Source organism: Thalassolituus hydrocarboniclasticus (assembly GCF_025345565.1).
GTDB classification, from domain to species: Bacteria; Pseudomonadota; Gammaproteobacteria; order Pseudomonadales; family Oceanobacteraceae; genus Venatoribacter; species Venatoribacter hydrocarboniclasticus.
Genome location: NZ_CP054475.1, coordinates 3,326,534 through 3,349,873, shown reverse-complemented (window position 1 = coordinate 3,349,873; position 23,340 = coordinate 3,326,534). Strand labels below are relative to the sequence as shown.

Below are 23,340 nucleotides of genomic sequence, written 5' to 3'. Positions count from 1 at the left end.
CCGGCGGCGGCTGGTGGTATGCTCAGGACCGGCCTGTTAACAGGCCCTGCAGGAGAGGAAGAGATGATCAAAATTTTCTGGGTCGAAGATCAGAGCCACTGGATCGACAAGTTCCGGGCCTTGCTGGAGCGCACCGACTTTGCCCCTGGTGCCGAAGCCGATCTGCCGGAAGCTGAGCACAATAAGCTTGAGGTGTTTAAGTTCTCGGAAGCCGCGCTGGCGCGTATCAGCCAGACCGATGACGCCGATGCGCCGCATATCGCGATTCTCGACGCCAGCCTGAACGGTAACGACGATGGCGGTTTCAGTGTGTCGCGTGCGCTGCTGAAAAAGTGGCCGGCGCTGCCGATTGTGTTTTTATCCGAGCACTCCGGCACCGGTATTGAACAGAAAGCCTTTGAGCAGGGCGTTACCCAGGATTTTATTGCCAAGCATCAGCGCAATATCGAAGGGGTTTTGCTGTGGCGCATGAAAGCTCTGTTACGCCAGAGTCTGACTCCGGCGGCGAATAAAAAATCTCAGCTGGTCAGCGGCGAATTACGTATTGATCTGGTCAGCTGGGAAGTGTGGTGGAAGGGCCAGAAATTAATGAATCCGGCCAATCAGGCCCGGCCTCTGGCGCCGACACCGCGCAAGATTCTGCGCTTTCTGGTGGAAGCGTCACCACGCCCTGTTACCACGCTGCAAATGGCGGAATGGCTGGATGCCGATCTGGAAAAGTTTTCCTACGCCAATTATCGCCAGCATATTAAAACCCTGCGCAAATCGCTGGCGCTGGCCCATGGCGATGAAGAAGCCTTTATGAATTTATGCAAAGCCGGGCAGGGTATTGCCACTTTTGGTGCCGAAGGCGCGTATTTATGGAAAGCGCCGGCCTGAGATAAACAGGCTCAGGCCAGCCGCTAAAGACTGATATCTGCGTAAAACAGTTAAACGGAGCAGCAATGAAAGACAGCAACAGCGCGGAAGAGACTCTGCAGACGGAAGACCACGGCGATAAATTCATCTTCCGTATCCGTTATCCGTGGCGCACCTTACTGGCAGCGAAATCATTGCTGTTTTATGCCCTGTTGCTGTTGTCGCCTGCGCTGGCCGATATGCTGAAAATACCGGCGTTTATTTTCAGTACGCAGTATTTCAGTGCTGCCTTTGCTGCCTTTTTAATTCTTGCCTGGCTGGATTTTCGCCATTTCAGCCGTCAGCAGCGCAAGGTCAAAGCCAGCCTGCAACAATTGTGGAACAGCAAACGTCAGCTGCAGCAGCGGGCGCAGACCTCGGCCAGTCATACCGACAAACTGAAACTCTTTATCAGCGATAAACTGCTGGAATATATGGAGTACGACGAAAAATACCTGCACTTTAAAAGCATTGCAGCCGAGGTGCGCCATAACGGTGTAATTTCGTTCGATAAAGTGCAGTCGGCGCTCACCTATGCCGCCAGCCACAGCCTGCCGGATGAGCAGGGTAATAATGCGCTGCTGTATCAGCAGGCGCTGGTGGGGATGCGCTATTTATGGGATTTGCTCGATTTATCCACCACCGACAATATGGCGCTGCATATCGGTGCCAATGTCAGCCGCTGCGAAGAATTATTATTTCAGGCTGAATTACAGGGCAGTGCCTTAAGCGAGCTGCCGCTGGTGCCCACTTTCGATCCGCAGCGGGCACTGTTGGATACCCTGACGCTGCATCTGGGCGTCACCCTGTGCGATGAGCAGGGTAATCCGGAGCCGGCATTTTTATACGACGCCGACGCTCTGGCTCAGTTGTCTGCACAACAGGACAAACCGTTATTACTGACCGACAGCGAAGGCCTCTACCGCATTGAGCTGCAGCCCTGTGATGAACTGCTGGGTAACGCCAATCACATTGTTTTATTACTGGAAAATCTGCTGCGCAATGCCCAGTTCTTTGCCACCAAACGTCAGTACAAAAGCCGCTTTGCGCCGATTGCTATCCGCCTGTGGGAAGCACAGCAATGCTTATGTGTGAGCATCTATAACCGGGGCCCGCATATCAGTGATGAATCCCGTGAGCAGATTTTTCAGCTGGGCTTTTCCACCCGCCGTGCGCGAGAACATAACGGTAAAGGTCTGGGGCTGTATTTTGCTCAGCAGATTGTGCAGGGTTTTGATGGTGATATCGGTTTCGACAATATTCATAACCACAGCGAGCTGTACCACCTGCGCATTGAACTGGCCGGTGGCGAAGTACAGAACCTGAATCTGGAGGTGACGCTGAACGCTGCCGGTGAGCCACAGGTGTGCCTGGCAGACAGTAATGCCGGGGCTGCAAAGCAGTGGGAATTGCGTGCAGAAAAACGGCTGCACAGCATTGAGGTCAGCAGCCGCAGCAACCCGCAGGTTGCGCGCCTGACGCTGGCGGAAGGTATAAACCAGTGGTTTGATCCACACAATCCGGCGCAGCCGCAATGGCTGATCAGCCTGAGTGGGCGCAAAGCCGACCTGCTCAGTTTTATGCCGCTGGATATCCGTGGCGTGCAGTTCAGTGTGCGCTTACCAACCCTGAACGGCAGGCTCGACGGAGTGGGGGCTGCGGGGCTGGAACCGGATGTGGATGAACTTGGCGCCGGCTTACGCGCCCCGGACGATTTCTGACAAATTTGTCATTCCAACATCCGGCAAACGGCTGATCTTCGGCTAAACTTTGAGCGTTAACCGGCCCGGGGCCGTGCGCTTTTAGCGTGTCACAACAACAAACATAAGTGGACAGATGAGCGACGCAACGTCATCCGGACAATCGCACAGCAGTAATCAGACGATCCCCGCATGTCCGGTCGGGGAGCTGAGCTGCCCTTTTATTGATGAAGTGCAGTTGCTGCGCGAACAGGTAGCAACCGACCCGCTGACGGGGCTTTATAATCTGCGTCATTTCCGTGAAGCGCTGGAGCAGGAGCTGGAACGAACCCAGCGCACCCTGATGTCGACAGCACTGATGATGGTCGATCTCGATCACTTTAAATCCATTAACGATACCTGGGGTCACCCGGCCGGCGACGAAGTACTGAAGCAAACCGCGCGACTGATTCGTGAAAGTACCCGCAAACTGGATGTGCAATGCCGCTATGGTGGTGAAGAATTCGTCATTATTCTGCCTTCTACTGAGCTGATGCTGGCGGTACAGGTGGCTGAACGATTACGGGAGAATATTGCTTCCACACTGGTGCGCATTGATGGTGGTGAGTTGCAGATTACTGCCAGCATCGGGCTGGCATTACACAGTGCCCAGCAGCCGCACAGCGCCAGCAGCCTGATTGGCATGGCTGATCATTATCTGTATCAGGCTAAACGTCAGGGACGTAATCAGGTCTGCTTTGAACATCCGGATATGGCCGAAACCGCCGTCAGTGGTGATGAAAAAAGTCTGCTGCACGATTTATTCGGTGGCGCCGACAGTCAGGATGATGCTGACGACTTTATCGGTGATGGCGAAGAATTTATGGCCGCCGACGACAACGCCTGGCCTGAGGAATAGCCGCGCAATTCAGGCACCGGGTTCTGTCTTTTCTGCCGTTTGTTTGCGGTACTGTGCCGGAGTAATGTTCTGCCATTTTTTAAAGGCATGAATAAATCCTGCAGCCTCAGAATACCCCAGTAATAACGCTATTTTTTCCACACTCTGTGATGAATGCCTGAGTAAATGACAGGCTTTTTCTGCCCGCACATTATCCAGAACCTGCTGAAAACTCTGCCCTTCGTCGCTTAATAAACGGCGGAACTGGCGCTCACTTAAACCAAAGGTCGCGGCACAGTCTTTAATGGCCGGAAAGCGCTGGCTGAACATCGTCAGATACTGTTTTAAGCGTTCGCTTAATGCTTCCGTCCGCACCTGACTGCGTTGCTTTATTATTTCTTCGCACTGACCACGATAGAGATCCAGCGCCGTGGCATTGGCGCCGGGAAAGGGCAGGCGCAACACCTCCAGCGGCAGCACAAAGGCTGCTTCATTACAGCCAAATTCTACCGGGCACTGGAATTTTTCGCGGTAGGCTGCGGCTTCTGCCGGCTGCATATAAGGCATGTGAATGGCCAGCGGTTTCAGATGACGGCCCAGCATGGTCTGCATGGTATTGAGAAAGTGCCAGGTGCCGGCCACATCACGGTCAACAATAAAACGCTGCAGATGATCGGGCAGAGGATAGGGCTTCAGTTTTAACAGGACGGTATCGCCATCGAGCTGATAATCCAGCTCGCTGAACAGATAACTCAGTTGCTGATATTTAATCCCCAGCGCAAAAGCCTCATACACCGAACTGCAGCTCATCAGCATCATGGCAAAGGCGCCATAACTCGACAGGCCAAAGGTAGAGCCGATGGTGATGGCCGCCAGCGGATCGTGCTGAATCTGGTCGGCAAATTCGGCCAGAATCGCCAGCTCATCGGCCTGACTGATGGTGGCATTGGCATCCAGATGCGCCTGCTGTAAGCCATGACGGGCAAGGATGGCTTCGGTATCCAGCTGGTAATGCTGGCGCAGCTGTTCGACGGTAAAGGTCAGGGCGAGAATTGAGCGCAGAGTCATAATGGCCGTTTTTATCAATTTATTGTTTTTTCCAGCATAGCCAGAGCAACCGCCGGAAACGTAGATTCAGATCATGGCCGGAGCAGCTTTGCGGAATAAACCCTGCCCGGCGGCCTGAGCGAATAACAATAAAGGTGAATATCATGACGCAGCAAAAACATACTCCGGATTCTCAGCAGGCTTTACCGGCAACCACCGACGTCGTCATTGTCGGGGCTGGTTTTGGTGGTTTGTGTATGGGCATTCAGCTGAAAGAAGCGGGCATCAGGGATTTTATTATTCTGGAAAAAGCCGATGAGGTTGGTGGCACCTGGCGCGACAATACCTATCCGGGTTGTGCCTGTGATGTGCAGTCGCATCTGTATTCGTACTCTTTTGCCGGTAATCCGGAGTGGAGTAAACGTTATGCCCCATGGCACGAGATTCAGGATTATATTTTAAAAACCACCGACGATTATCAGATGCGTCCCTTTATCCGTTTCGGCCAGGAAGTTAACCGCAGCCAGTTTGACAGTAAGACCGGATACTGGACGATTGGCACCAAAGGCGGGGCAGAAATCCGCGCGCGTTATTTTGTGCTGGCCTCGGGCCCGCTGCATCATCCGGCGATTCCGGATATTCCCGGTCTGGACAGTTTTAAAGGTAAGGTGATGCATTCTGCGCGCTGGGATCATGGCTATGATCTGAATGGCAAGCGCGTGGCATCTGTTGGTACCGGCGGCAGCGCGGTGCAGTATCTGCCGGAAATTGCGCCGCAAGTGCAGCAACTGGATGTTTACCAGCGTTCTCCGGCCTGGGTTATTCCGCGCGATGAGCGCCGCTATGGTGAAATCCGTAAAACGCTGTTCCGCACTTTCCCGGCACTGCGCAAACTGCACCGTGCACGGTTATATACCACCAATGAAATGCGGGTCTGGCCGATTTTTCATCCGCGCCTCGCCGTTGCCTTGCAGAGTCTGGCAAAGCTGTTTATCCGCATGAAAGTCAAAGACCCGGTGGTACGTAAAAAGTTGACGCCGGATTACACTATTGGTTGCAAGCGCATTCTGATTTCCAATAAATATTACCCGACCTTTAACCGCAGTAATGTCGATCTGATTACCGACGGTATTCAGGAAATCCGTGAGCACAGCATTGTCGACCGCAATGGCGTTGAACGCCCCTGCGATACCATTATTCTCGGCACCGGTTTTATCGTCGATCCGCGTGGTTTTATGAAAGACTTTACGCTGGATGGACTGCCGGGGCACAGCATTATGAAAGACTGGGCCGATGGCGCCGAAGGCTATCTGGGGACTGTGGTATCCGGATTTCCGAACCTGTTTCAGCTGGTTGGGCCGAATACCGCACTGGGCCACAATTCGATTATTTTTATGATTGAGTCACAGGTGAATTACATTATCCAGTGTATTAAAAAGGTTCAGGAAAAAGGCGCTGATTACTTTAACGTTAAAATCGAAGAACAGAATAAATACAACGCTGAAATTCAGGGGCGGATGAAGAATACGGTCTGGACCTCCGGCTGTAAGAGCTGGTATCAGCAGGATAACGGTAAGAACTTTACTATCTGGCCATCCTCCACGCTGGAATACCGCGCCCGTACGAAAAAGGTGTTTGCGCCGCATTTTGACTGGATCAGTATTGCGGATCAGCAAACCGAAGTAGCAGATAAAGCGGATAAGAGCGTCCGCAAAGACAAAAAGCCAGAACCCGCACCGGTCTGACACAATAAAGGCCTGCAATGCAGGCCTTAATTTATCTGTCCTTTATTTATCTATTCCTTTACCTATCCGCTCTTTTACTTACCCGCGCCTTACCCGCCCCTGCGAATCTCCAGCTCCAGTTCGCGGGGACTCAGTCCCTGCTGGCGTTTACCGCTTTCCACTTCGTGAATCAGACGACACAGGGTGCGGTTTACCGGGGTAGGCACACCCAGTTTTTCACCTTCGGCGGCAACGGCACCATTAAGAAAATGAATTTCGGTCAGGCGTTTCTGCTGCAGGTCTTCCCACATCGATGAGCGCGCCTGCGGGTCAATTTCCAGCATCTTTTTTGCCAGCCGGTGAAAGAGAAAATCCGGGCTGTTAATCAGGCCGGGTAACAATGCCGGTGGCAGTGCGGTCATACGTGCCAGACTGATGCCTTTTTTGGCGGCGACGGTTGCCAGTTCTTTCATGGCGCAACTCAGCACGCGGCGGTAACCACGCTGTTCCAGTTCCTGTTTCAGCGGAATATCGGCCAGCGCATTAATGGCATTGTTTAAATTAAGCTGCAGTTTGCCCCAGGCAACCGACTGGAAATCGCGTTCCAGCAGGCAGGGAATCTGCTGTTCGAGAAAGGCATCGCGGATCGGCATAAAGGCATCGTCGTCGCTCAGATGAACTGCACCGTCGGTACCGCGGTGAAAGTGGCCGTTGTCCTGATGCAGAACGTTGAAGCCCACAATCCCCTGAGACACCAGCAGTTGCGGACATTCCTCGCGCACCACGCGGTCGCTGCCGAGGCCATTCTGCAGACAGATAACACGGGTTCCGGGACGGCAATAGTGTGCCAGCGCGGCCGCAGCCTGCTCCATCGCCAGACACTTCAGGGTTACCAGCACGATATCGGCCTGAGCCAGTGCCGCTTCTTTGTGCTCGAAGGAGATGCCGCTGACCAGCTGATCACCACCGATATAGTCACTGATATGAATGCCGCCGGCCTGTTTTATTTCTTCCTGAATCCGGGGTCTGCCCAGCAGGGTAACCGACAGACCTTCAAGATGCAGTGCGGCACCCAGGTAGCAACCGATGGAACCGGCGCCATAAACAACAATGTGCATAAGCGGACCTCTTTTTCAGTGCGTTGCAGTGTGTTGCCCGCAAGTCAGCGATGCGGAACAGCACTCAGTTTTCAGATTTTTTCTGTTTTACCAGCCAGCGGTCGAGGGCATTGGCAAACTGGGCTTTATCGCGTTCAGAGAACGCTGCCGGGCCACCGCTTTGTATACCGCTGGAGCGCAGGGTTTCCATAAAATCGCGCATATTCAGACGCTGGCGGATGGTTTCCGGGGTATAGGTTTCACCACGGTTATTGAGAGCCAGTGCCTGCTTTTCAATAACTTCGGCGGCCAGCGGAATATCCTGGGTAATCACCAGATCGCCGGCACTGCAGCGTTGCACAATCAGGTTGTCGGCAACATCGAAACCGGCTTCTACCTGCACTGCCTTAAGAAAGGGCGATGGCGGCAGTGGCACCGCATGGTTGGCAACAAAATACGCCGTCATACCGGTACGGACAGCAGCCTTACAGATGACATCACGTACCGGGCGTGGTGTGGCGTCAGCATCAACCCAGATGGTGGGCATAAAGAGTGTCCTTTCGTTTGTGAATGATCATTGTTCTCTGATTGGGCCATAAGGGCGGGAGTATTGTGCCAATCTGTGTGAGATCAGGCCAGTTTGGCGTTTATTCACCTGTGCGTTAAGCAGGTGAGGGCATAGTTTTAACCGCACACAACAAAACAACAACGCGTTAATACACCAGCGCTGCTTGTAAGCATAACAATTAATACTCTCACATTTCAGATGAGGACCCACCGATGAATACATCTGTGACCACATACACACCGGCCGATGTGGAAATTAAACCACGGCGAATGCATTTCCCGTTTGGCGATATTAAAGAGCGTTTTTTCTTTTCCGGAAATTCTCTTTTGTCGGTATTTTTTGGTGCATTGTCGGCAACTTTTCCGCCAGGAGAGGCTGAGTTTATTGCCTCGGTGCGTCAGTATCGTGACCGTATAACCGATCCGCAACTGCAGGATCAGATCAAAGGTTTTATCGGTCAGGAGGGTCATCACAGCCATCAGCATAAGCAGATTAACGAAGCACTGCGCCACCTTGGAATTGATGCAGTCAGGCTAGAAAAGCATCTGCAACGGGATATTCAGCGCTTCACCCGGCGTAAATTCGCAACGCCGAAATTACGCCTGGCGATGACGGTGGGCATGGAGCATATGACAGCCATTATGGCTGAGTTTGTACTGAAAAATCCGCAGGTTCTGGAGCCACTGGAAGAGTCGGTGAGAGATCTTCTGTACTGGCATGCGGTTGAGGAAATTGAACATAAAGCCGTGGCTTTCGATGTGTATATGCAGCTGGAAGGTGACCGCAAATATCTGCGCCGGGTGCTGAAGCTGGTTACTGTGATGTTCAATGTGCGCATCGCATTTTATATGGTGGCGTTGCTGTGGTGGGCGAGAAAGCTGCCGTCCTGGAGCGATATCAAAGGCTTTCGTCGTTTTATGTATGGTGAAAAGGGCATGCTGAGCAATATCCGCCAGCCATACCGTGACTATTTCAAAGAGGGGTTTCATCCCTGGGATCACGATAACCGTGAACTGATTGTTAAATGGCAAAACGAGCTGCGCAGAAACAAGACGCAGGAAGTGTAAATGCCCTGACCATCATCCGCTTTCGGGGCTAAGCTCAAAGGCAACGGAGCTACTGTGTTGCGGCTGTGTGCTGATATCGTACTGATGCGGTATTGATATTGTACGGCTGACTGAGCAGATCGCTCCGGGTTTGTTTCACTACGCCGGGAGCGCGATATGAAAGCTGTTTCTCTCATGCTGTGCAGCCTGCTTTTTCTCCAGTCTGTTGCTGCCCGAGAGTATGTCATCGGCGTGGAAGATCTGGAGTACAGCCCTATTTATGTCACCCGTCATGGCAACTATGAGGGCTATGCGCGGGATCTGCTGGATTCCTTTGCCAGAAGCGCCGGCTACACCTTCAGTTATCGGCCCTTGCCGGTTAAACGGCTGTTTGCCGACTTCCTGTCCGGAAAACTCGATTTTAAATACCCGGATAATCCGCACTGGGAGGTACCGGGTCGCAACGAGAAAACACTGTATTACAGTGCGGTTACCCTGGTTGCTATTGATGGCGTTATGGTTCCTGTCGCGCGTGAGCCGGGCCGCACGCTGACCCGGCTGGTGACTATCCGCGGTTTTACCCCGCGGGTATTTATGGATGCCATCAACCGCGGGCAGATTGTGTTGCAGGAGGTGAACGATCTGAATGCCGCCGTCAGCAGTGTGCTGGTCGGCCGGGCGGAAGGATTGTATGGCAATATTGCTGTCGTGCGTCAGCATCTGCAGGAGAATGGCCTGTCGGGACAGCTGATCTTTGACCGGGCTCTGCCCCATGCCAATTCAGACTTCCGTCTGGCGACGCAGGCTCACCCGCAGCTTATCGAAGAATTTAACGCTTTTCTGCGAGATCAGGCGGAACTGGTTTCCGGATTAAAAAAGCGCCATGGTGTCGATATTGATTAATGTTCGCAAAGTGCCCGAAGCACCGACTGCCAGCAGGTAAAACTGTTGCACGGATGTGACTGGTCAGGCACAGAAGAGGCGGTCATACTGGCCGCTTTTCTGTGGCGGAATACTTATGAAAACCACTCTCCGTATTGATATTGTCTCCGATGTTATGTGTCCGTGGTGCGCGATTGGTTATGCCAGTCTGCGTCAGGCCCTGACGGCCATGGAAGACAAAATTGTCGCTGATATTCACTGGCAACCCTTTGAACTGAACCCGGATATGCCGGCCGAAGGACAAAATCTGCGTGAACACCTCGCAGAAAAATACGGCAGCAGCGACGAAGAAAGCCGCGCTAACCGTGAGCGCATCACGCAGATGGGCGCCAGCCTGGGGTTTACCTTTAATTTCCGCGACGAGCAGCGCATTCTCAACACCTTTGCCGCTCATCAGCTGCTGCACTGGGCGGCGGAACAGGGCAAACAGACAGACCTGAAAATGGCGTTATTCACCGCTTACTTCCGTGATGGGCGTGATGTCAGCAACACTGAAGAATTATGTGCGATTGCGGCAGAAACAGGGCTGGATGCCGCAGAAGCGGCGGCCGTGCTGGCGGAAGAGCGTTATGCCAACACCATCCGGGCCACCCAGCAGCAGTGGCAGGAGGTGGGTATCCGTTCGGTACCGGCGGTTATTCTTAATCAGAAATACCTGATTTCCGGCGCTCAGCCACCGGAAAGCTACGTTAAAGCCTTAACCGAAATTCTGTTTGCCGCAGACGAATAATCTGGTCGTTAATCAGCCGTTATCCTTCTGATAACGGCTGACCAGCCACAGCGCCAGCATCATCACCGCAGCGCCCGCTGCCAGCCGTAACACATCGGTGTCACGGTTCCAGATCAGCAGATTAACAATCAATCCTGCGGGAATCAGCGCATTGTTCATAATCGCCAGCTGACCGCTGCTGACTCTGGTCGCGCCCAGATTCCAGAAAAAATACCCCAGCCCGGAAGCGACAATCCCCAGCCATAACAGAATGCCCCACTGCAGTGAGCTGGCCGGGTATTTATCCCCGCCCAGCAGCAGCCAGGCGGGTAGTACAACCAGCAGAGCACCCAGATAAAACCAGCCAAAGCTCTGATGCTGAACCAGTGGGCGTGATGATGGCCAGGTTTCCAGCAGGCGTTTGTACAGCACCTGACCACTGGCAAAACAGAGGTTGGCGCCCTGCACCACAAAGAACCCCAGCCAGAAATCCTGACTGAGCTGGTTATAGCGCATGATCGCGGCACCAAGAATGGCAATCACCGCACTGAGCAGATACGCCGCGCGGAAACGCCGCGCCAGCAGGTCATAAATCAGGGTGACGTACACCGGCGTAAAAATGGTAAAAACCAGTACTTCCGGCACGCTCAGCAGCAGGAATGACTGGTAATAAAACAGATACATCAGCCCCAGCTGAATGGCACCGATTGCCATTAAACGCAGGGCCAGAGCCGGAGCAACCGGGTTTCTCAGCAGCCAGGGCAGGAAAATCAGAGAAGCGAGCACAACCCGGGTTAATACGGCAAAATAACTGTCGACCTGGCCGGCCAGGTAAACGCCGATCAGCGAAAAAGAAAAGGCCCAAAGCAGGGTAACGGCCCACAGAATCGGCATACCCGAATATCCATACAGCAGCAGTAAAGGCGGCAGCATGCAGCAAACAACCGAGCGAATCCAGCACCTGTGGGAACGCCTGGCGACCATTGGTGGTTTTACATACGAATCCCGCCCCGGACCACGCTCACTGACCGGCTGGCAGGGAGAAGGGCGCGGACGGGTGCAGATAGACGACAGCAATGCGGATGAGCGGCATTTTATCGAACAGGGCGAGTTTCAGTTGCAGAGTGGCCAGATTGTTGAAATGCAGAATCGTTTTATCTGGAAAAAAACACCAACCGGCATCGCTTTGTCACATGGCCGTCGTGGTGAGCCGGTGTTTTTATTTGAACTCATTCCAACGGCTGATGGATTATGGAAAAGTTCGCAAGATCATGTCTGCATTAATGACTTATATTCCGGAGAGTTGCGCGAAAGTGCTAATGGTTTTGAGCTGACCTGGCATATCACCGGACCGAAAAAAGATGAACATCTGTTTTATCGTTATTTTCCTGACAATTCGTAACACGAAAGAGTCTTGAGTCATTACTCTAATCCTCTTAATGTGTCACATGTTGATATCCGATAAAAATAAATACTGAGGACTGATTATGTTAGGCCAGATTATGGACCGTCCGCTGCTGATTTCAGGTTTACTGGAACACGCTGAACAAACTCATCCCGGCAGCGAAATCGTCAGCCGTCGCTGTGAAGGTGATATTCATCGCTACACGATGAAAGATGCTGCACAACGGGCGCGAAAAGTTGCGAATTTATTAGCCCGGCTTGGTATTCAGCAAGGTGACCGAGTTGCTACGCTGGCATGGAATGGTTACCGCCACTTTGAACTGTATTTTGGTGTGTCTGGCTCAGGCGCTGTACTGCATACCATTAACCCGCGGTTATTCGCCGAACAGCTTTCTTACATTATTAATCATGCTGAAGACCGCTGGATTTTTGTCGATTTAACCTTTGTGCCACTGCTGGAAAGCGTTAAAGATCAGATCACCGGCGTCGAAGGTTTTATTGTGCTCTGTGACGAAGACAAAATGCCACAGACAGCACTGCCGAATGCACATTGTTATGAAACCCTGCTGGCGAAAGAATCGGATGTATTTACCTGGCCGGAATTTGATGAGCGCAGTGCGGCGAGTATGTGTTACACCTCCGGTACCACCGGTAACCCTAAAGGTGTTGTGTACAGCCATCGTTCAACGGTTATTCACGCCATGGCATCCATCGGTGAAGAAGCGCTGGGTCTGGCATCCACATCCTGCTTCCTGCCGGTTGTTCCTATGTTCCACGTTAATGCCTGGGGCACTCCGTATTCTGCTGCCATTACCGGTGCTAAACAGGTATTCCCGGGTCCGGGCATGGATGGCGCATCGCTGTGGGAGCTGATTGAAGCAGAAAAACCGGATTTATTACTCGGTGTACCAACCGTGTGGCTGATGCTGCTGAATCATATGGACAGCATCGGTAAAAAACTCGAATCAGTTAAAAACGTTGTTGTTGGTGGTTCTGCAGCGCCGCTGTCAATGATCCGCGCGTTCCAGGAAAAACACGATGCTTTCCTGATTCACGCCTGGGGCATGACCGAGATGAGCCCGATCGGTACCGTCAACGCACATAATAACCACATGGAGCAGCTGCCACTGGAAGAGCGCTACCTGCTGCAGGCCAAACAGGGTCGCCCTGTGTATGGTGTGGAGATGAAGATCGTTAATGACCAGAACGAAGAACTGCCACGCGATGGCGAAACTTTTGGTCGTTTATTGGTACGTGGTCCGTGGATTATCAGTGGTTATTATAAAAATGATGACCGCAGTAATTTTATTGATGGCTGGTTCGATACCGGTGATGTGGCAACCATCAGCCCGGATAATTACCTCACCATCGTAGACCGCTCGAAAGACGTTATTAAATCCGGCGGCGAATGGATCAGCTCAATCGATCTGGAAAACGCTGCCGTTGGTCATCCGGAACTGGTTGAATGCTGTGTGATTGGTGCCCGTCATCCTAAGTGGGATGAACGTCCGTTACTGCTGGCCATCCGCAAAGAAGGCAGCAACCTGACTGAACAGGATGTGATGGATTACCTCAGCGATAAAATTGCCAAATGGTGGATGCCGGATGCGATTATTTTCGTTGAATCCCTGCCGCATACCGCGACCGGTAAATTACTGAAAGTGGATCTGCGCAAAGAGTATGAAAATCACCTGATGAATCTTGCCGGTGCCTGAGCCTGCTGAGAATCGATATTTCAGGTAAATAAAAAAACCCCGCGTATGCGGGGTTTTCTTATCTGGATTTAACAAATAAACAGTGATCAGGACACAGCATCAAAGACCTTGCTGAAGCTGGATTGCTCATTGATATCAATGGGGAGTTTAAGTTTGCGCGAAATATCACTGGCGGAAAAAATCCCGCGGATCTGGTGCATCTGCTCATCCACTACCAGGCAATGCTGCTGATGGTTATCTTTCAGAAAATTCACGACATCGTTGATGCTGGCGCGACTGACTTCATCAATATTCAGTGCCAGTAAATCTTTTTTGCGGATCATCAGATCAGTCACCTGAATGTCTTCCCGGCTCTGATGCAGCTGCGCTGCTTTGGCCATAATATTCTGTTCTGATAACTCCTGTGAACTGATCACGCCAACAAAGTGGTCATCTTCATCAACCACCAGTTTCAGACGTACATGGGTTTTAATCATGGTATTGCGGGCATCAATGGCCGATACCGTTGATTCAATCACCAGAGGTTCGTTGGTATAAAAGTCGGTAAAAAACTGTATTGCACGACTTTCCAGCGTGTAACGTGGGGACTGTTCCGGATATACCAGCTCATCCACGCTGACAACCGGATAAAGAGTTAATTTAGGCATAGTAATCTCCTGATTATTCAAAGGCAGCAAACGTGCAAAAATCTGCAAGGTCAAATTGTTATCAGGCTGTTGGTGGGGCACGAATGAGGAATAAGGGCAGGGTGTAAACATTGAATGACTGCCAGAGCGGAGTCCGGCTGTAACCATCAGGAATAAATAATGCGGGTGAGCCAGTGTGGACCAGTTGCGGATCGTCACCCTGAGCGTTATCGGCAAAGGTTTGCGTGGTGCTGCTGTCGCTGCTTTGCAGTATATCCGGCCGGCTATCGGCTGCTGTAGCTGTAGCTCCGGTCTGGGGGCCGGAATCCGGGCTGAGTAACAGTAAACAACAGAGCAGGGAACGCAACATCTTGAAGCCGTCTCCGGTGACCTGACTGAACAGATACTTTCAGTCTAGTCTGTATGATCCGTGCCGGCCACGTGGGTTCCGTTAACTTATGTTATAAAATTTCTGCCTGCTTATGCTGGAACGGAATGATTCATGGCACTGATCATACGTAGTATTATGCGCGGCTCTGTCAGTGTTATCTGTGAGTCGTTTTATGCTGCGCCAGCACTCATTATTTGACCGCATCAGCACTGCTCTGGGAAATGGCAGGCTCGACTGGATCGGGTTACGCCCGGCCCGCAGGGCGCCCCTGCTGAGTGTGATGCAAACCTATGCCATTGCCGACCTTGGCCTTGAGGGGGATCGCCGTTGCCAGGGTGCTCCGGGGTCTGCACGTCAGGTAACGCTGATTAATGCTGAACATCTTGATGTTGTGGCAAAACTGCTTAAACGAGAGTGCATAGATCCGGCTCTGTTGCGGCGGAATCTGGTAATCAGTGGTATTAATCTGCAGGCTCTGCGCTATCAGCAGTTCCGTATTGGTGAAGCAATATTTTCGGCAACAGCACTCTGTCATCCCTGTTCCCGTATGGATGAAGTGCTGGGTCCGGGTGGTCATGCAGCCATGCTGGGGCATGGTGGGTTATGTGCGAGAATTTTGCGTGCCGGAAAAATCCGGGTCGGTGATGAGCTGGTTTGCCTCAGCGTTGATGAGCGACTGCCGGAATAGCCCCGTCTTTTCACTGCACTTTAACAGCTATACTGCCTGTATATCTTATCCATGATTTATGTCGTCAGCCGATGACAGATCACCGGTCAAAATAGCGTGCCTGTTGTTGCGAATGAGGAAAATAGTTGAATAAGCATAAGCTGCAGTATGTTCGGGCGTTCATTTTCCTGCTGCTGATGTACCTGTCGCAGGCCGCCACTGCAGTTACGGTGACGGAAAACGATACAGCAATACAACCGGATTTATTCAGCCGTTATCTGGTTGATTCTGGTGCACAGGCAAGTCTCGATGAAATCCGCAGGCGCAGCGCAGACTTTATCGCCGTGGATAATCGTCGCCAGCTGAATTTCGGTTACACCCATGATGCCTATTGGCTACGCCTTGAGATTCAGTCTCAGCTCCTGCAGCCAAAGCTGTGGATTCTGGAATTTGAATACGCCTACCTGGATGATGTAAGCCTTTATGTTGTGCGGCCTGACAACATAAAAGAAATGCATGCCGGGCGATATGTACCAGTCAGCCAATGGCCGGTTCCTGCCAGAAATGCAGCTTTTCCGCTGATGCTCAATCCGGGAGAAGACATCGTTCTCTATATGCGTGTCGTCACTCAGGCGGGAATGGCGCTGAATACTCGTCTGTTATCTGCTGATCAATACGCGCTGGATAATAATCAGACCGTCATCATCATGGCGTTGTATTTTGGTATGCTGATCGCACTGGGCAGTTATAATTTTTTACTGTTTCTGGCACTGCGACAGAAAACCTTTCTTTTGTATTCCGCCTTTGTCTTTACCTTTGGTTTTGCGGCCTCCGGCATGAATGGCATAGGCCCTTTAATGTTATGGCCGGATATGGCGCTGACCGGCTTTGCTGACCGTATTGTTCCGGCCGGCTTCAGTGTTGCTACTGCTCTGGCAATGATGTTTGCCCGCAGTTTTCTGCAGATGCAGACACTGGCGCCGCGCTGGCACCGTTTTCTCAGTATGGCCATTCCGTTGTGGTGGTTTGGTGCGGCACTGACTTTGTTCAGTAATGTTCAGCATGCCTTACAGATAATGTCGGTGATGGGCATTATGACCACGGTAACGTTACTGGCAACCGGGATAGCGGCGCTGCGCTGCAAAGTTCCGGCGGCCGGTATTTTTGTGATTGCCTGGACCTTGCTGCTGATTGGTACTGCGTTGTTGTCAGTACGTAATGCCGGCCTGATTCCCTCAAATTTCTTTACGGTTTACGGTATGCAGCTGGGTTCTGCGGCAGAAATGTTGTTGCTGTCATTTGCTCTTGCTGCACGTTTTAACGATTTAAAACGGCAGAAAGAAAAAGCCCAGCAGGCCTTGCTGGATACATTAATGCAGCAGGAAAAAATTCTGGAACAGCGGGTTTCAGAGCGTACCTCAGAGCTGGAAAAAGCCAAGATGCAGCTGCAGCGTCAGGCTACCGAAGATGCACTGACCGGCCTTAATAACCGTAATGGTCTGCGGCAATATTTCTCGCAACTGAAAAAGCATACGCCACAGGACGAAGTGATCGCATTGATGCTTATTGATCTGGATGATTTTAAACCGATTAATGATCGTTACGGGCATGGTGCCGGTGATGAATTTCTGCAGGAAATTTCCAGGCGTCTGCAGGATATTGTGCAGGAAAATGATGCCATTGGCCGTATGGGGGGCGATGAATTCGTAGTGATCTGTCGTGCGGTCAGCGATGAACAGCTGGTGCATGATTATGCCAGCCGGATATTATCAGCTGTCAGTGCGCCGTTCTGCTTAAGCAATGGCGAAACCGTCGCCGTTGGTGCCTGTATTGGTATCTGCATGCGGTATTTGCACAGTGAAACCCTGAGCACCTTACTGCGTTGTGCTGACGAAGCCATGTATCAGGTAAAACGCAGTGGTAAGCAGGGCATTCTGCTGGATCATGATCAGGATTTTCCTGATGCCAGTGCTCCGGCGCAGTAAGAAGCAACTGCTTAACCACCGTTGCTTCCGGATAGCTTGCCGACGTTTAGCCGACGCTTTCCAGTGCACCGTTACGCCAGGGTTCAATCACCACTTTAATATGCGGGTTAGGTTTCAGTAACTGCTGAAAAGCCTGCGCCACACCGTCCATCCCGACTTTACCGGTCAGCAGCTTTTGCCAGGGCACTTTGCCTGCGGCAATGGTGTTCAGGCATTCGCTGAATTCTTCCGGCTGGTAATAATACGAGAAGCGCATATCCAGCTCTTTGACCGTGGCATAGGCATAATTAATCGCCGACACCGCGGTATGCACGCCGGTGATAACCAGTGTGGCATTGGCCGGTGCGCGTTGCACAAAGCCATCAATTAATGTGTGCAGACCAACGCACTCAAAAATCACCAGACGCTGACCGGCGGCAACCTCTGTGGCCAGAGCTACTTCATCCTGCTGTGCCGGATTAACGCTGCCCGTAGCGCCAAATTCCTGCGCGATCTGCAGTTTGTCCTGCTGTAAATCGGCGGCAACAATATTTTTAATGCCACGCAATTTCAGCGCCGAAATAACCGCCAGACCAATAGGCCCACAACCGACCACCAGAGCAGTATCTTCCGCGCCGATATTGCTGCGGTTAACTGAGTGCAAACCAACGGCAAGCGGTTCAGCCAGTGCCGCGGCTTCGGCCGGTACGTTATCGGGCACTGGGAGAAGCAGAGCTTCGTCGAGAATAAAATATTCTGAATAAGCACCGCTTAACCCTGGCGTAACACCAACACCGGCGCCGTTCTGGCTGAGCAGAATCGGCACCGAGGTAACCCGGCTGCCAATGGGCAGATTCTTTTCCGTTGCCGGACCGTAGCTGACAATTTCGGCGCAGAACTCGTGGCCGAGTAACAGCGGGGTATGATTATCCAGACTGTCCGGCATTACGCCGAGCTTGCGGTAAAAATCAAACACCTCGCCGGTATGGCGGGTAATATGCAGATCGGAACCACAGATTCCACAGGCCAGACTGCGCACCAGTACCTGCCCGGCCTGCGGCTCGGGCAAAGGCATCTGCTGCACACTCAGCGCACCGTCCTGCATTACAACAGCATTCATGGTTGCCATAGTGTTGTTCCTGCTCAGTCGTTGCTGAAACCGGCAATCGCACCGGGTTTGATATAGCGCGGGATTACACCCTGTGCTTTGGCGGCGGCAATAATCATCTGTTCGATCCAGCCGGCATCCATAATGTTCATGAAATTATTGTTGTCATCGAAATTAATATTGGCGCCGGAGATCACCATAAAACCATCCGCACCGCCGGAGTCTTCCGGGCAATGGAAGGTATGAATGGAACCACCCGGCTCATATAAATAGCTGCCGGCAGTCTGTGGCTGATCCGGGTATTCCAGATAATTCCAGCGGCCGCTCAGGGTATAAAAGTGCACCACGCCGGTATGAAAATGCTTAGGCAGGGTGATGCCGGGTTTGAATATAGCGCGGATAACCCAGGTGCCGTTTTCCGGATCGAGAAACAGTGGATACACATCAACGCCGGGCAGGGCATCTTTAATTAAATTTTCTTCGTTGGTGTTCAGGGTCAGTAAAAAATCCTGATGCTGGATAACGTCGGGTAATGCCATGGTTAGTACCTCACGGTTTTATCTTTATTGTTGGTGATGGGTTTTATTCCGGGCCTTGTTACACAGGGTCCAGCAGGGGGTATTTAAAATTCTCGAAACCATCGGATGCGCTGATGGTGCAGCCGTTAATGCAGTTGGCTTCGTCGCTGGCGAGGAAGGCCACAACATTGGCGATTTCAGCAGGCTGGGTAAATGTCTGGCGCATCTGCTCTTTGCGGATATGGTCCCACAGGCCCAGTGCCTCGTACTGGCGCAGCATCGGCGTATCCACCCGTCCCGGTGCCACGGCACAGACGCGGATGCCCAGGCCCGCAAGCTCCAGCGCTGCGCATTTGGTCATCATGTCGACCGCAGCCTTGCTGACGTTGTAGGCAAAGGTCATTTCGGAAGCGATGCTGGCGTAGACCGATGAGGTATTAATAATCACGCCGTCCGTTCCCTGTGCCTGAAACTGACGGGCGGCGGCCAGAATGCCGTAATACACACCGTGCTGATTCACCCGCGTAACCGGGTCAAAATCGGTTTTCGGATCATGTTGCAGCAGAGGTTTAGCGAGGCCGATACCGGCGTTATTAATCACAATGTGCAGGCGGCCGAACTGCTCGGCGGCATGGCGCACCATCTGCTCCACCTGGGCGTAGTCGGTAACATCAACCGCCAGCGTACGCACCCGCTCGGTGTTCAGATTGCTAAAAACTTCAAGGGCTTCGGCTGACAGATCCACGGCCAGAACCCGTGCACCTTCTTCCAGTAACTTGCTGACAATGGCCTGACCAATGCCACCTGCGGCGCCGGTGACTACCGCGGTTTTACCTGTTAAGCGCATACGTTTTACCTTGCTTGTTATTGTTGTTAAGCACCAATGTAGGTGGTTAATTGCACAGGTTCTTGACCTTTTACGAGCACAAGTTGATATATTGCGAGTATTGATGGCGGAATAGCGGAAGGTCTGAGGATGTATCTGGTACGCAGTGGTGCCGTCGCCCAGTTCGAGCAACTGGTGCTGGAATACGGACAAAACCCGATAGAACTGATGCAGCAGGCGGGGCTGCGTCAGGCGCAGTTCCGCGATCCGAATACCTATATCGCCTATCCGCGCCTGGCCGGATTACTGGAAATAGCCGCCCAGCGCTGCGCTCAGCCACTGTTCGGTGTTTTGCTGACACAGCGGCAGACACTGCATGTGCTGGGCGATTTACCAATGCTGGTATCGCGCGAGGCGACGGTGGCCGATGCGCTGGCGCGGGTAAATCAGAACCTCTACCTGCATGCGGCGGGCGCAACGCTGGAAGTGCAGCCACAGGGCGAACAGGTGCGCCTGGCGCTGTCGATCAATGTGCAGTCCCCTTATGGTATGCAGCAACTGATGCAGCTGAGCGTGGCGCAGCTGGCGATGTTTGTCTGCAGCCTGCTCAATATCAGCAGCACCGGTCTGACGCTGCACCTGCGCCAGCCCGCTCCGGCCGGGCAGGGCGCAGATGAGCGCAGCAATACATTACCGCCACTGCGTTTCTCTGAGCCTTTCGACGGTGTGGTGCTGAAAAGCTCTCAGCTGGCGAGTCGTAATCATCAGGACGAAGAAGCACTGAACCGCCATCTGCAGGAGCATCTGCACTATCTGCAAAGCCGCTATCCCGGCAACCTGGCCGACCAGGCACGGGACATCATCGGCCGTCTGCTGCCCACCGGCGAATGCTGTATCGAACGGGTGGCGACGGCGCTGGGCATGCATGAACGCACACTGCAAAGCCGGCTGCAGCAGAATGGTGAGAGCTACCGTGGCTTATTACAGCAGGTGCGCCAGAGTCTGGCCGAGCAGCAACTGCGTTACGGCGCCCAGACCATCACCGAACTGGCGCTGCAGCTGGGCTATGCCGAGGTGGCGGTATTCAGCCGGCATTTCCGCCGCTGGACGGGAATATCGCCACGGGCGTGGCAGAAGCAGCACCGGCCTTAGGGCTGGTGACAGAAAGGTGTTATGGGAGTTGCCTGGTGAGCTGTCAGGGAAGGTGTAAGAAGGTGCCAGAGATACTCTGGCAGGATAGGGAGGCTGGACTTTAAACCTATTTAAATACAGCCAGATCTTGTTTGGCTGAATATAGTTTGCCGTTGGACACTAGGTCAGTTTGTCGTTGGTGTCCGCTAAAGCGGGGCAGGATCACTTGTTAGCCGCACAACGCCTGCTTGATAGATTGAACCCGTGGATCACTTAAGATTGGCCCCTTCAATATCAGGATGTGAGCATTAATATGAGCTCGGTACGATGCGTACTCCCCTACGACCTCGTGGGGGATCAGCAACGCTTCGATAATGTTGAAATGCTCGTCATAAATTACGGCTGCGAGGACATCAAAATCTTTATCGGCGTACTTCCTGATAGCGCTGAGTTGGCGCGATTTGTTTGTGGGCGTAACGCGCCGCCCTTTGATCTGTATGCGCACACCGTCTTTGCTGACGCCATCATATCCAGCTTTGGAGTTTGCCTGAAGCTCAAGATCCAGAGCCTTCGAGACTAGCCACTCCGTGTAATCGCCTAGTGGGTTGTTCTGTGTGCGGACTACCCCTCTGACTTTAAGCTCATTTGTTGCAGATGCCTGAAGCTGCAGAAGCTCTTTGTCCGTAAGATCGCTGAGTCTCACTTGCTCTCCTATTTAGCTGCGACTGGTGTCGAGCAACTTTTTTGTTCATCTTGAGTGACAGCGAGTGACGCAAAAAGTGTCTATCGTCAAGCTGGAACCGATTATTAGTTCTATGTGTGAAAAGATCGCCTTTTTTTATTTTCCTGATCCAGCCATTCCCTTATATAGTTTACTGTTTCTTCGCTAACGTTTTTATTTCTTTCTTTTTTAATTTCGATGATATTGAAAATACCATTTCTGTTGGTAATCTCTAAGGTTGCTCTCTCGGGATAGTAAACTGAGAATATAATGGATTTTCCCGATCGTGCTTTATCAACATAAGTTGCAATGCAGTGCCCCATTTCTACGCCTTCATATACAAGTGAGTTTGCTGATGAAATCCACTTTATTCCTTCGTGCTCCTGGATGTCAGGGCGGTCAAATTCAATGTCAGGATCGTAGTGCCTACGGCTTCTGTTCAAAGAATCAACCCAGGCATCATGCAATTTATTAAGTTGATCTACTGTTTTGCATGAAATTACTATGTTTCGAGAATTTTTAATGTTTAATTCTTTTCCTGCTCTAATGGTGTCTTCGGTTAATTTATTTAATTCTACGGAGCCTGGTAGGTAGCAAGACATTCTATCGTGATTTTCTGAGCACCAATCTAACAAGTAGTGTGCACCATGCAGGGTAGGATATCTTTCTGCTATGTATAGAACTTGTATTGGTATTCTGGACCAGTGTGCGTACGCAGAGGCAAATTGAGGGTTTTTGATTGTTCTAATAATTAAGTTTAGTTCGTTTGACTCTCCTGTGATTGGGTCTATTTTAGATATGAATTTTTCATCCCCATCGAAATTTATACCAATTATTATTTTTATAATGTCTTTTCTCTTCATGCCTAGCCAAGAGTGAATCTGCATTTTATCTAAGGAGTTCTTTATTGAATAATCAAGCATAATCCAAAGTAGGCACGGGTTTGATTCTAGCATTTGAATGCCACGAAAGCTTTCAGTGCAGATTTTTATGAAGGAGGTCTGTAGGTATGAAAATGTAAATAATTTTGGTGCTGGTAACCAAGGAGTGTTTTCAGGTATAGGCACATTTTTATTAAAATAAAACGATGATCCATCATTTGAGTATAGAGGGAATCCTGCGTCCAGGGCATATTCGCATACTCCGTGCGCTTGTATCTTCACAACAAGGCTTTCGGTCTTCATTTCTATGGATACAACAGAATCTATTGCCTCAGTAAAGTCAAATATAAGAATAATAGATTTTTCTGTTTCAATTATTTTAATGTCTGGGCACACGTTTTTCTACTTCTTATTTAATTCAGTTAGTTTTTCTTTGAGCTCTAATGTAACCTTCTCAAGGTCTTTTTTATGTTTCGTTGAAAATGCGTGAGATAGGGTTTCCGTCGTAATTTCAAGTTCTATAAGTCTCGATTTTGCAATGATGTGGTTGATGTCGTTTAGCTGTTGAATTGCTTTCTTTCCATTATCTGCTAGTTGACCTAGCTCAACCTCAATAGGTCCAATTTTAGCCCTGCCAGATTGTCCATCAATAAAACGATCAACAACCTTCATGATGGGTTTTCTTAAAAATAGTACAATTAAAACTGCTGCAACTGGCCAAGATAAAACCAAGGGGATTATTTTTAACGTAGATTCTGTCATGGTGCCTCGATGAGCTAAC

Annotated in this window: 24 protein-coding genes; 12 read left to right on the top strand and 12 right to left on the bottom strand. The window is 51.4% G+C overall.

What is annotated here, in order from left to right:
* Positions 1-63: 63 nt before the first annotated feature.
* The 3 genes from HUF19_RS14960 to HUF19_RS14950 all read left to right on the top strand — a co-directional run bounded on the left by HUF19_RS14960 (position 64) and on the right by HUF19_RS14950 (position 3,495).
* On the top strand, positions 64-879 hold the full coding sequence (locus HUF19_RS14960) for a response regulator transcription factor (protein ID WP_260997370.1): 816 nt from the start codon (positions 64-66) through the stop codon (positions 877-879).
* Positions 880-944: 65 nt separating this feature from the next.
* A complete protein-coding gene (locus HUF19_RS14955) occupies positions 945-2,618 on the top strand; it encodes a sensor histidine kinase (protein ID WP_260997369.1) in 1,674 nt (557 codons plus the stop codon).
* A gap of 115 nt (positions 2,619-2,733) precedes the next feature.
* Complete coding sequence (locus HUF19_RS14950) at positions 2,734-3,495, top strand: GGDEF domain-containing protein (protein ID WP_260997368.1); 762 nt, start codon at positions 2,734-2,736, stop codon at positions 3,493-3,495.
* A gap of 9 nt (positions 3,496-3,504) precedes the next feature.
* Here HUF19_RS14950 and HUF19_RS14945 read toward each other — a convergent pair whose 3' ends face one another.
* Positions 3,505-4,542, bottom strand: coding sequence for an AraC family transcriptional regulator (locus tag HUF19_RS14945; protein ID WP_260997367.1), 1,038 nt, complete (start codon positions 4,540-4,542; stop codon positions 3,505-3,507).
* Positions 4,543-4,685: 143 nt separating this feature from the next.
* Here HUF19_RS14945 and HUF19_RS14940 point away from each other — a divergent pair, with 143 nt between their 5' ends.
* Positions 4,686-6,266: a flavin-containing monooxygenase gene (locus HUF19_RS14940; RefSeq protein ID WP_260997366.1), complete on the top strand. Its 1,581-nt coding sequence runs from the start codon at positions 4,686-4,688 to the stop codon at positions 6,264-6,266.
* An 89-nt stretch (positions 6,267-6,355) separates the two neighbouring features.
* Here the strand turns inward: HUF19_RS14940 and HUF19_RS14935 are convergent, their stop codons facing one another.
* Entirely contained in the window at positions 6,356-7,363 is a 1,008-nt protein-coding gene (locus HUF19_RS14935) for a 2-dehydropantoate 2-reductase (RefSeq protein ID WP_260997365.1), read from the bottom strand.
* A 64-nt stretch (positions 7,364-7,427) separates the two neighbouring features.
* Positions 7,428-7,889: a YaiI/YqxD family protein gene (locus HUF19_RS14930; RefSeq protein WP_260997364.1), complete on the bottom strand. Its 462-nt coding sequence runs from the start codon at positions 7,887-7,889 to the stop codon at positions 7,428-7,430.
* Between the two features lie 233 nt (positions 7,890-8,122).
* On the opposite strand from HUF19_RS14930, the gene HUF19_RS14925 reads away from it, so the two are divergent.
* The 3 genes from HUF19_RS14925 to HUF19_RS14915 all read left to right on the top strand — a co-directional run bounded on the left by HUF19_RS14925 (position 8,123) and on the right by HUF19_RS14915 (position 10,628).
* Entirely contained in the window at positions 8,123-8,977 is an 855-nt protein-coding gene (locus tag HUF19_RS14925) for a metal-dependent hydrolase (protein WP_260997363.1), read from the top strand.
* A 156-nt stretch (positions 8,978-9,133) separates the two neighbouring features.
* Positions 9,134-9,859, top strand: coding sequence for a substrate-binding periplasmic protein (locus HUF19_RS14920; RefSeq protein WP_260997362.1), 726 nt, complete (start codon positions 9,134-9,136; stop codon positions 9,857-9,859).
* 115 nt (positions 9,860-9,974) lie between these two features.
* Positions 9,975-10,628, top strand: a complete 654-nt coding sequence (locus tag HUF19_RS14915; RefSeq protein WP_260997361.1) for a DsbA family oxidoreductase — start codon at positions 9,975-9,977, stop codon at positions 10,626-10,628.
* 12 nt (positions 10,629-10,640) lie between these two features.
* On the opposite strand, the gene HUF19_RS14910 is transcribed toward HUF19_RS14915, so the two are convergent.
* Positions 10,641-11,501, bottom strand: a complete 861-nt coding sequence (locus HUF19_RS14910; protein ID WP_260997360.1) for a carboxylate/amino acid/amine transporter — start codon at positions 11,499-11,501, stop codon at positions 10,641-10,643.
* A gap of 37 nt (positions 11,502-11,538) precedes the next feature.
* Here HUF19_RS14910 and HUF19_RS14905 point away from each other — a divergent pair, with 37 nt between their 5' ends.
* Positions 11,539-12,009 (top strand): DUF6314 family protein, encoded by a 471-nt coding sequence (locus HUF19_RS14905; protein WP_260997359.1) that lies wholly within the window; start codon positions 11,539-11,541, stop codon positions 12,007-12,009.
* Positions 12,010-12,094: 85 nt separating this feature from the next.
* Positions 12,095-13,726 (top strand): long-chain-fatty-acid--CoA ligase, encoded by a 1,632-nt coding sequence (locus HUF19_RS14900; RefSeq protein ID WP_260997358.1) that lies wholly within the window; start codon positions 12,095-12,097, stop codon positions 13,724-13,726.
* 86 nt (positions 13,727-13,812) lie between these two features.
* Here HUF19_RS14900 and HUF19_RS14895 read toward each other — a convergent pair whose 3' ends face one another.
* Both HUF19_RS14895 and HUF19_RS14890 read right to left on the bottom strand, forming a co-directional pair.
* The gene (locus HUF19_RS14895) at positions 13,813-14,373 is read right to left on the bottom strand and encodes a CBS domain-containing protein (RefSeq protein WP_260997357.1); all 561 of its coding nucleotides are present in this window, start codon (positions 14,371-14,373) and stop codon (positions 13,813-13,815) included.
* A gap of 61 nt (positions 14,374-14,434) precedes the next feature.
* The gene (locus HUF19_RS14890; protein WP_260997356.1) at positions 14,435-14,722 is read right to left on the bottom strand and encodes a hypothetical protein; all 288 of its coding nucleotides are present in this window, start codon (positions 14,720-14,722) and stop codon (positions 14,435-14,437) included.
* 181 nt (positions 14,723-14,903) lie between these two features.
* Between HUF19_RS14890 and HUF19_RS14885 the strand changes: the two genes are divergently transcribed.
* Both HUF19_RS14885 and HUF19_RS14880 read left to right on the top strand, forming a co-directional pair.
* Positions 14,904-15,431, top strand: a complete 528-nt coding sequence (locus tag HUF19_RS14885; protein WP_260997355.1) for an MOSC domain-containing protein — start codon at positions 14,904-14,906, stop codon at positions 15,429-15,431.
* Positions 15,432-15,556: 125 nt separating this feature from the next.
* The gene (locus tag HUF19_RS14880; protein ID WP_260997354.1) at positions 15,557-17,395 is read left to right on the top strand and encodes a GGDEF domain-containing protein; all 1,839 of its coding nucleotides are present in this window, start codon (positions 15,557-15,559) and stop codon (positions 17,393-17,395) included.
* 46 nt (positions 17,396-17,441) lie between these two features.
* Here the strand turns inward: HUF19_RS14880 and HUF19_RS14875 are convergent, their stop codons facing one another.
* Genes HUF19_RS14875 through HUF19_RS14865 form a run of 3 tightly spaced genes read right to left on the bottom strand, consistent with a single transcriptional unit; the run spans position 17,442 to position 19,847 of the window.
* On the bottom strand, positions 17,442-18,503 hold the full coding sequence (locus tag HUF19_RS14875; RefSeq protein ID WP_260997353.1) for a zinc-binding dehydrogenase: 1,062 nt from the start codon (positions 18,501-18,503) through the stop codon (positions 17,442-17,444).
* Between the two features lie 14 nt (positions 18,504-18,517).
* Positions 18,518-19,021, bottom strand: a complete 504-nt coding sequence (locus HUF19_RS14870; protein WP_260997352.1) for a 2,4'-dihydroxyacetophenone dioxygenase family protein — start codon at positions 19,019-19,021, stop codon at positions 18,518-18,520.
* Positions 19,022-19,079: 58 nt separating this feature from the next.
* Complete coding sequence (locus HUF19_RS14865) at positions 19,080-19,847, bottom strand: SDR family NAD(P)-dependent oxidoreductase (RefSeq protein WP_260997351.1); 768 nt, start codon at positions 19,845-19,847, stop codon at positions 19,080-19,082.
* A 129-nt stretch (positions 19,848-19,976) separates the two neighbouring features.
* On the opposite strand from HUF19_RS14865, the gene HUF19_RS14860 reads away from it, so the two are divergent.
* Complete coding sequence (locus HUF19_RS14860; protein ID WP_260997350.1) at positions 19,977-20,978, top strand: helix-turn-helix transcriptional regulator; 1,002 nt, start codon at positions 19,977-19,979, stop codon at positions 20,976-20,978.
* Positions 20,979-21,186: 208 nt separating this feature from the next.
* Here HUF19_RS14860 and HUF19_RS14855 read toward each other — a convergent pair whose 3' ends face one another.
* The 3 genes from HUF19_RS14855 to HUF19_RS14845 all read right to left on the bottom strand — a co-directional run bounded on the left by HUF19_RS14855 (position 21,187) and on the right by HUF19_RS14845 (position 23,321).
* Complete coding sequence (locus HUF19_RS14855; RefSeq protein ID WP_260997349.1) at positions 21,187-21,660, bottom strand: DUF6998 domain-containing protein; 474 nt, start codon at positions 21,658-21,660, stop codon at positions 21,187-21,189.
* A 110-nt stretch (positions 21,661-21,770) separates the two neighbouring features.
* Positions 21,771-22,955, bottom strand: coding sequence for a PcfJ domain-containing protein (locus tag HUF19_RS14850; RefSeq protein ID WP_260997348.1), 1,185 nt, complete (start codon positions 22,953-22,955; stop codon positions 21,771-21,773).
* Positions 22,956-22,961: 6 nt separating this feature from the next.
* Complete coding sequence (locus HUF19_RS14845) at positions 22,962-23,321, bottom strand: hypothetical protein (protein ID WP_260997347.1); 360 nt, start codon at positions 23,319-23,321, stop codon at positions 22,962-22,964.
* Positions 23,322-23,340: the final 19 nt, after the last annotated feature.

Excerpts from the sequence above, each read along its gene's own strand:
- HUF19_RS14870 (WP_260997352.1), bottom strand. The coding sequence starts at position 19,021 with ATGGCATTACCCGACGTTATCCAGCATCAGGATTTTTTACTGACCCTG.
- HUF19_RS14875 (WP_260997353.1), bottom strand. The coding sequence starts at position 18,503 with ATGGCAACCATGAATGCTGTTGTAATGCAGGACGGTGCGCTGAGTGTG.
- HUF19_RS14845 (WP_260997347.1), bottom strand. The coding sequence starts at position 23,321 with ATGACAGAATCTACGTTAAAAATAATCCCCTTGGTTTTATCTTGGCCA.
- HUF19_RS14925 (WP_260997363.1), top strand. The coding sequence starts at position 8,123 with ATGAATACATCTGTGACCACATACACACCGGCCGATGTGGAAATTAAA.
- HUF19_RS14955 (WP_260997369.1), top strand. The coding sequence starts at position 945 with ATGAAAGACAGCAACAGCGCGGAAGAGACTCTGCAGACGGAAGACCAC.
- HUF19_RS14935 (WP_260997365.1), bottom strand. The coding sequence starts at position 7,363 with ATGCACATTGTTGTTTATGGCGCCGGTTCCATCGGTTGCTACCTGGGT.
- HUF19_RS14890 (WP_260997356.1), bottom strand. The coding sequence starts at position 14,722 with ATGTTGCGTTCCCTGCTCTGTTGTTTACTGTTACTCAGCCCGGATTCC.
- HUF19_RS14900 (WP_260997358.1), top strand. The coding sequence starts at position 12,095 with ATGTTAGGCCAGATTATGGACCGTCCGCTGCTGATTTCAGGTTTACTG.
- HUF19_RS14915 (WP_260997361.1), top strand. The coding sequence starts at position 9,975 with ATGAAAACCACTCTCCGTATTGATATTGTCTCCGATGTTATGTGTCCG.
- HUF19_RS14910 (WP_260997360.1), bottom strand. The coding sequence starts at position 11,501 with ATGCCGATTCTGTGGGCCGTTACCCTGCTTTGGGCCTTTTCTTTTTCG.
- HUF19_RS14860 (WP_260997350.1), top strand. The coding sequence starts at position 19,977 with ATGTATCTGGTACGCAGTGGTGCCGTCGCCCAGTTCGAGCAACTGGTG.
- HUF19_RS14920 (WP_260997362.1), top strand. The coding sequence starts at position 9,134 with ATGAAAGCTGTTTCTCTCATGCTGTGCAGCCTGCTTTTTCTCCAGTCT.
- HUF19_RS14895 (WP_260997357.1), bottom strand. The coding sequence starts at position 14,373 with ATGCCTAAATTAACTCTTTATCCGGTTGTCAGCGTGGATGAGCTGGTA.
- HUF19_RS14865 (WP_260997351.1), bottom strand. The coding sequence starts at position 19,847 with ATGCGCTTAACAGGTAAAACCGCGGTAGTCACCGGCGCCGCAGGTGGC.
- HUF19_RS14945 (WP_260997367.1), bottom strand. The coding sequence starts at position 4,542 with ATGACTCTGCGCTCAATTCTCGCCCTGACCTTTACCGTCGAACAGCTG.
- HUF19_RS14950 (WP_260997368.1), top strand. The coding sequence starts at position 2,734 with ATGAGCGACGCAACGTCATCCGGACAATCGCACAGCAGTAATCAGACG.
- HUF19_RS14940 (WP_260997366.1), top strand. The coding sequence starts at position 4,686 with ATGACGCAGCAAAAACATACTCCGGATTCTCAGCAGGCTTTACCGGCA.
- HUF19_RS14905 (WP_260997359.1), top strand. The coding sequence starts at position 11,539 with ATGCAGCAAACAACCGAGCGAATCCAGCACCTGTGGGAACGCCTGGCG.
- HUF19_RS14930 (WP_260997364.1), bottom strand. The coding sequence starts at position 7,889 with ATGCCCACCATCTGGGTTGATGCTGACGCCACACCACGCCCGGTACGT.
- HUF19_RS14960 (WP_260997370.1), top strand. The coding sequence starts at position 64 with ATGATCAAAATTTTCTGGGTCGAAGATCAGAGCCACTGGATCGACAAG.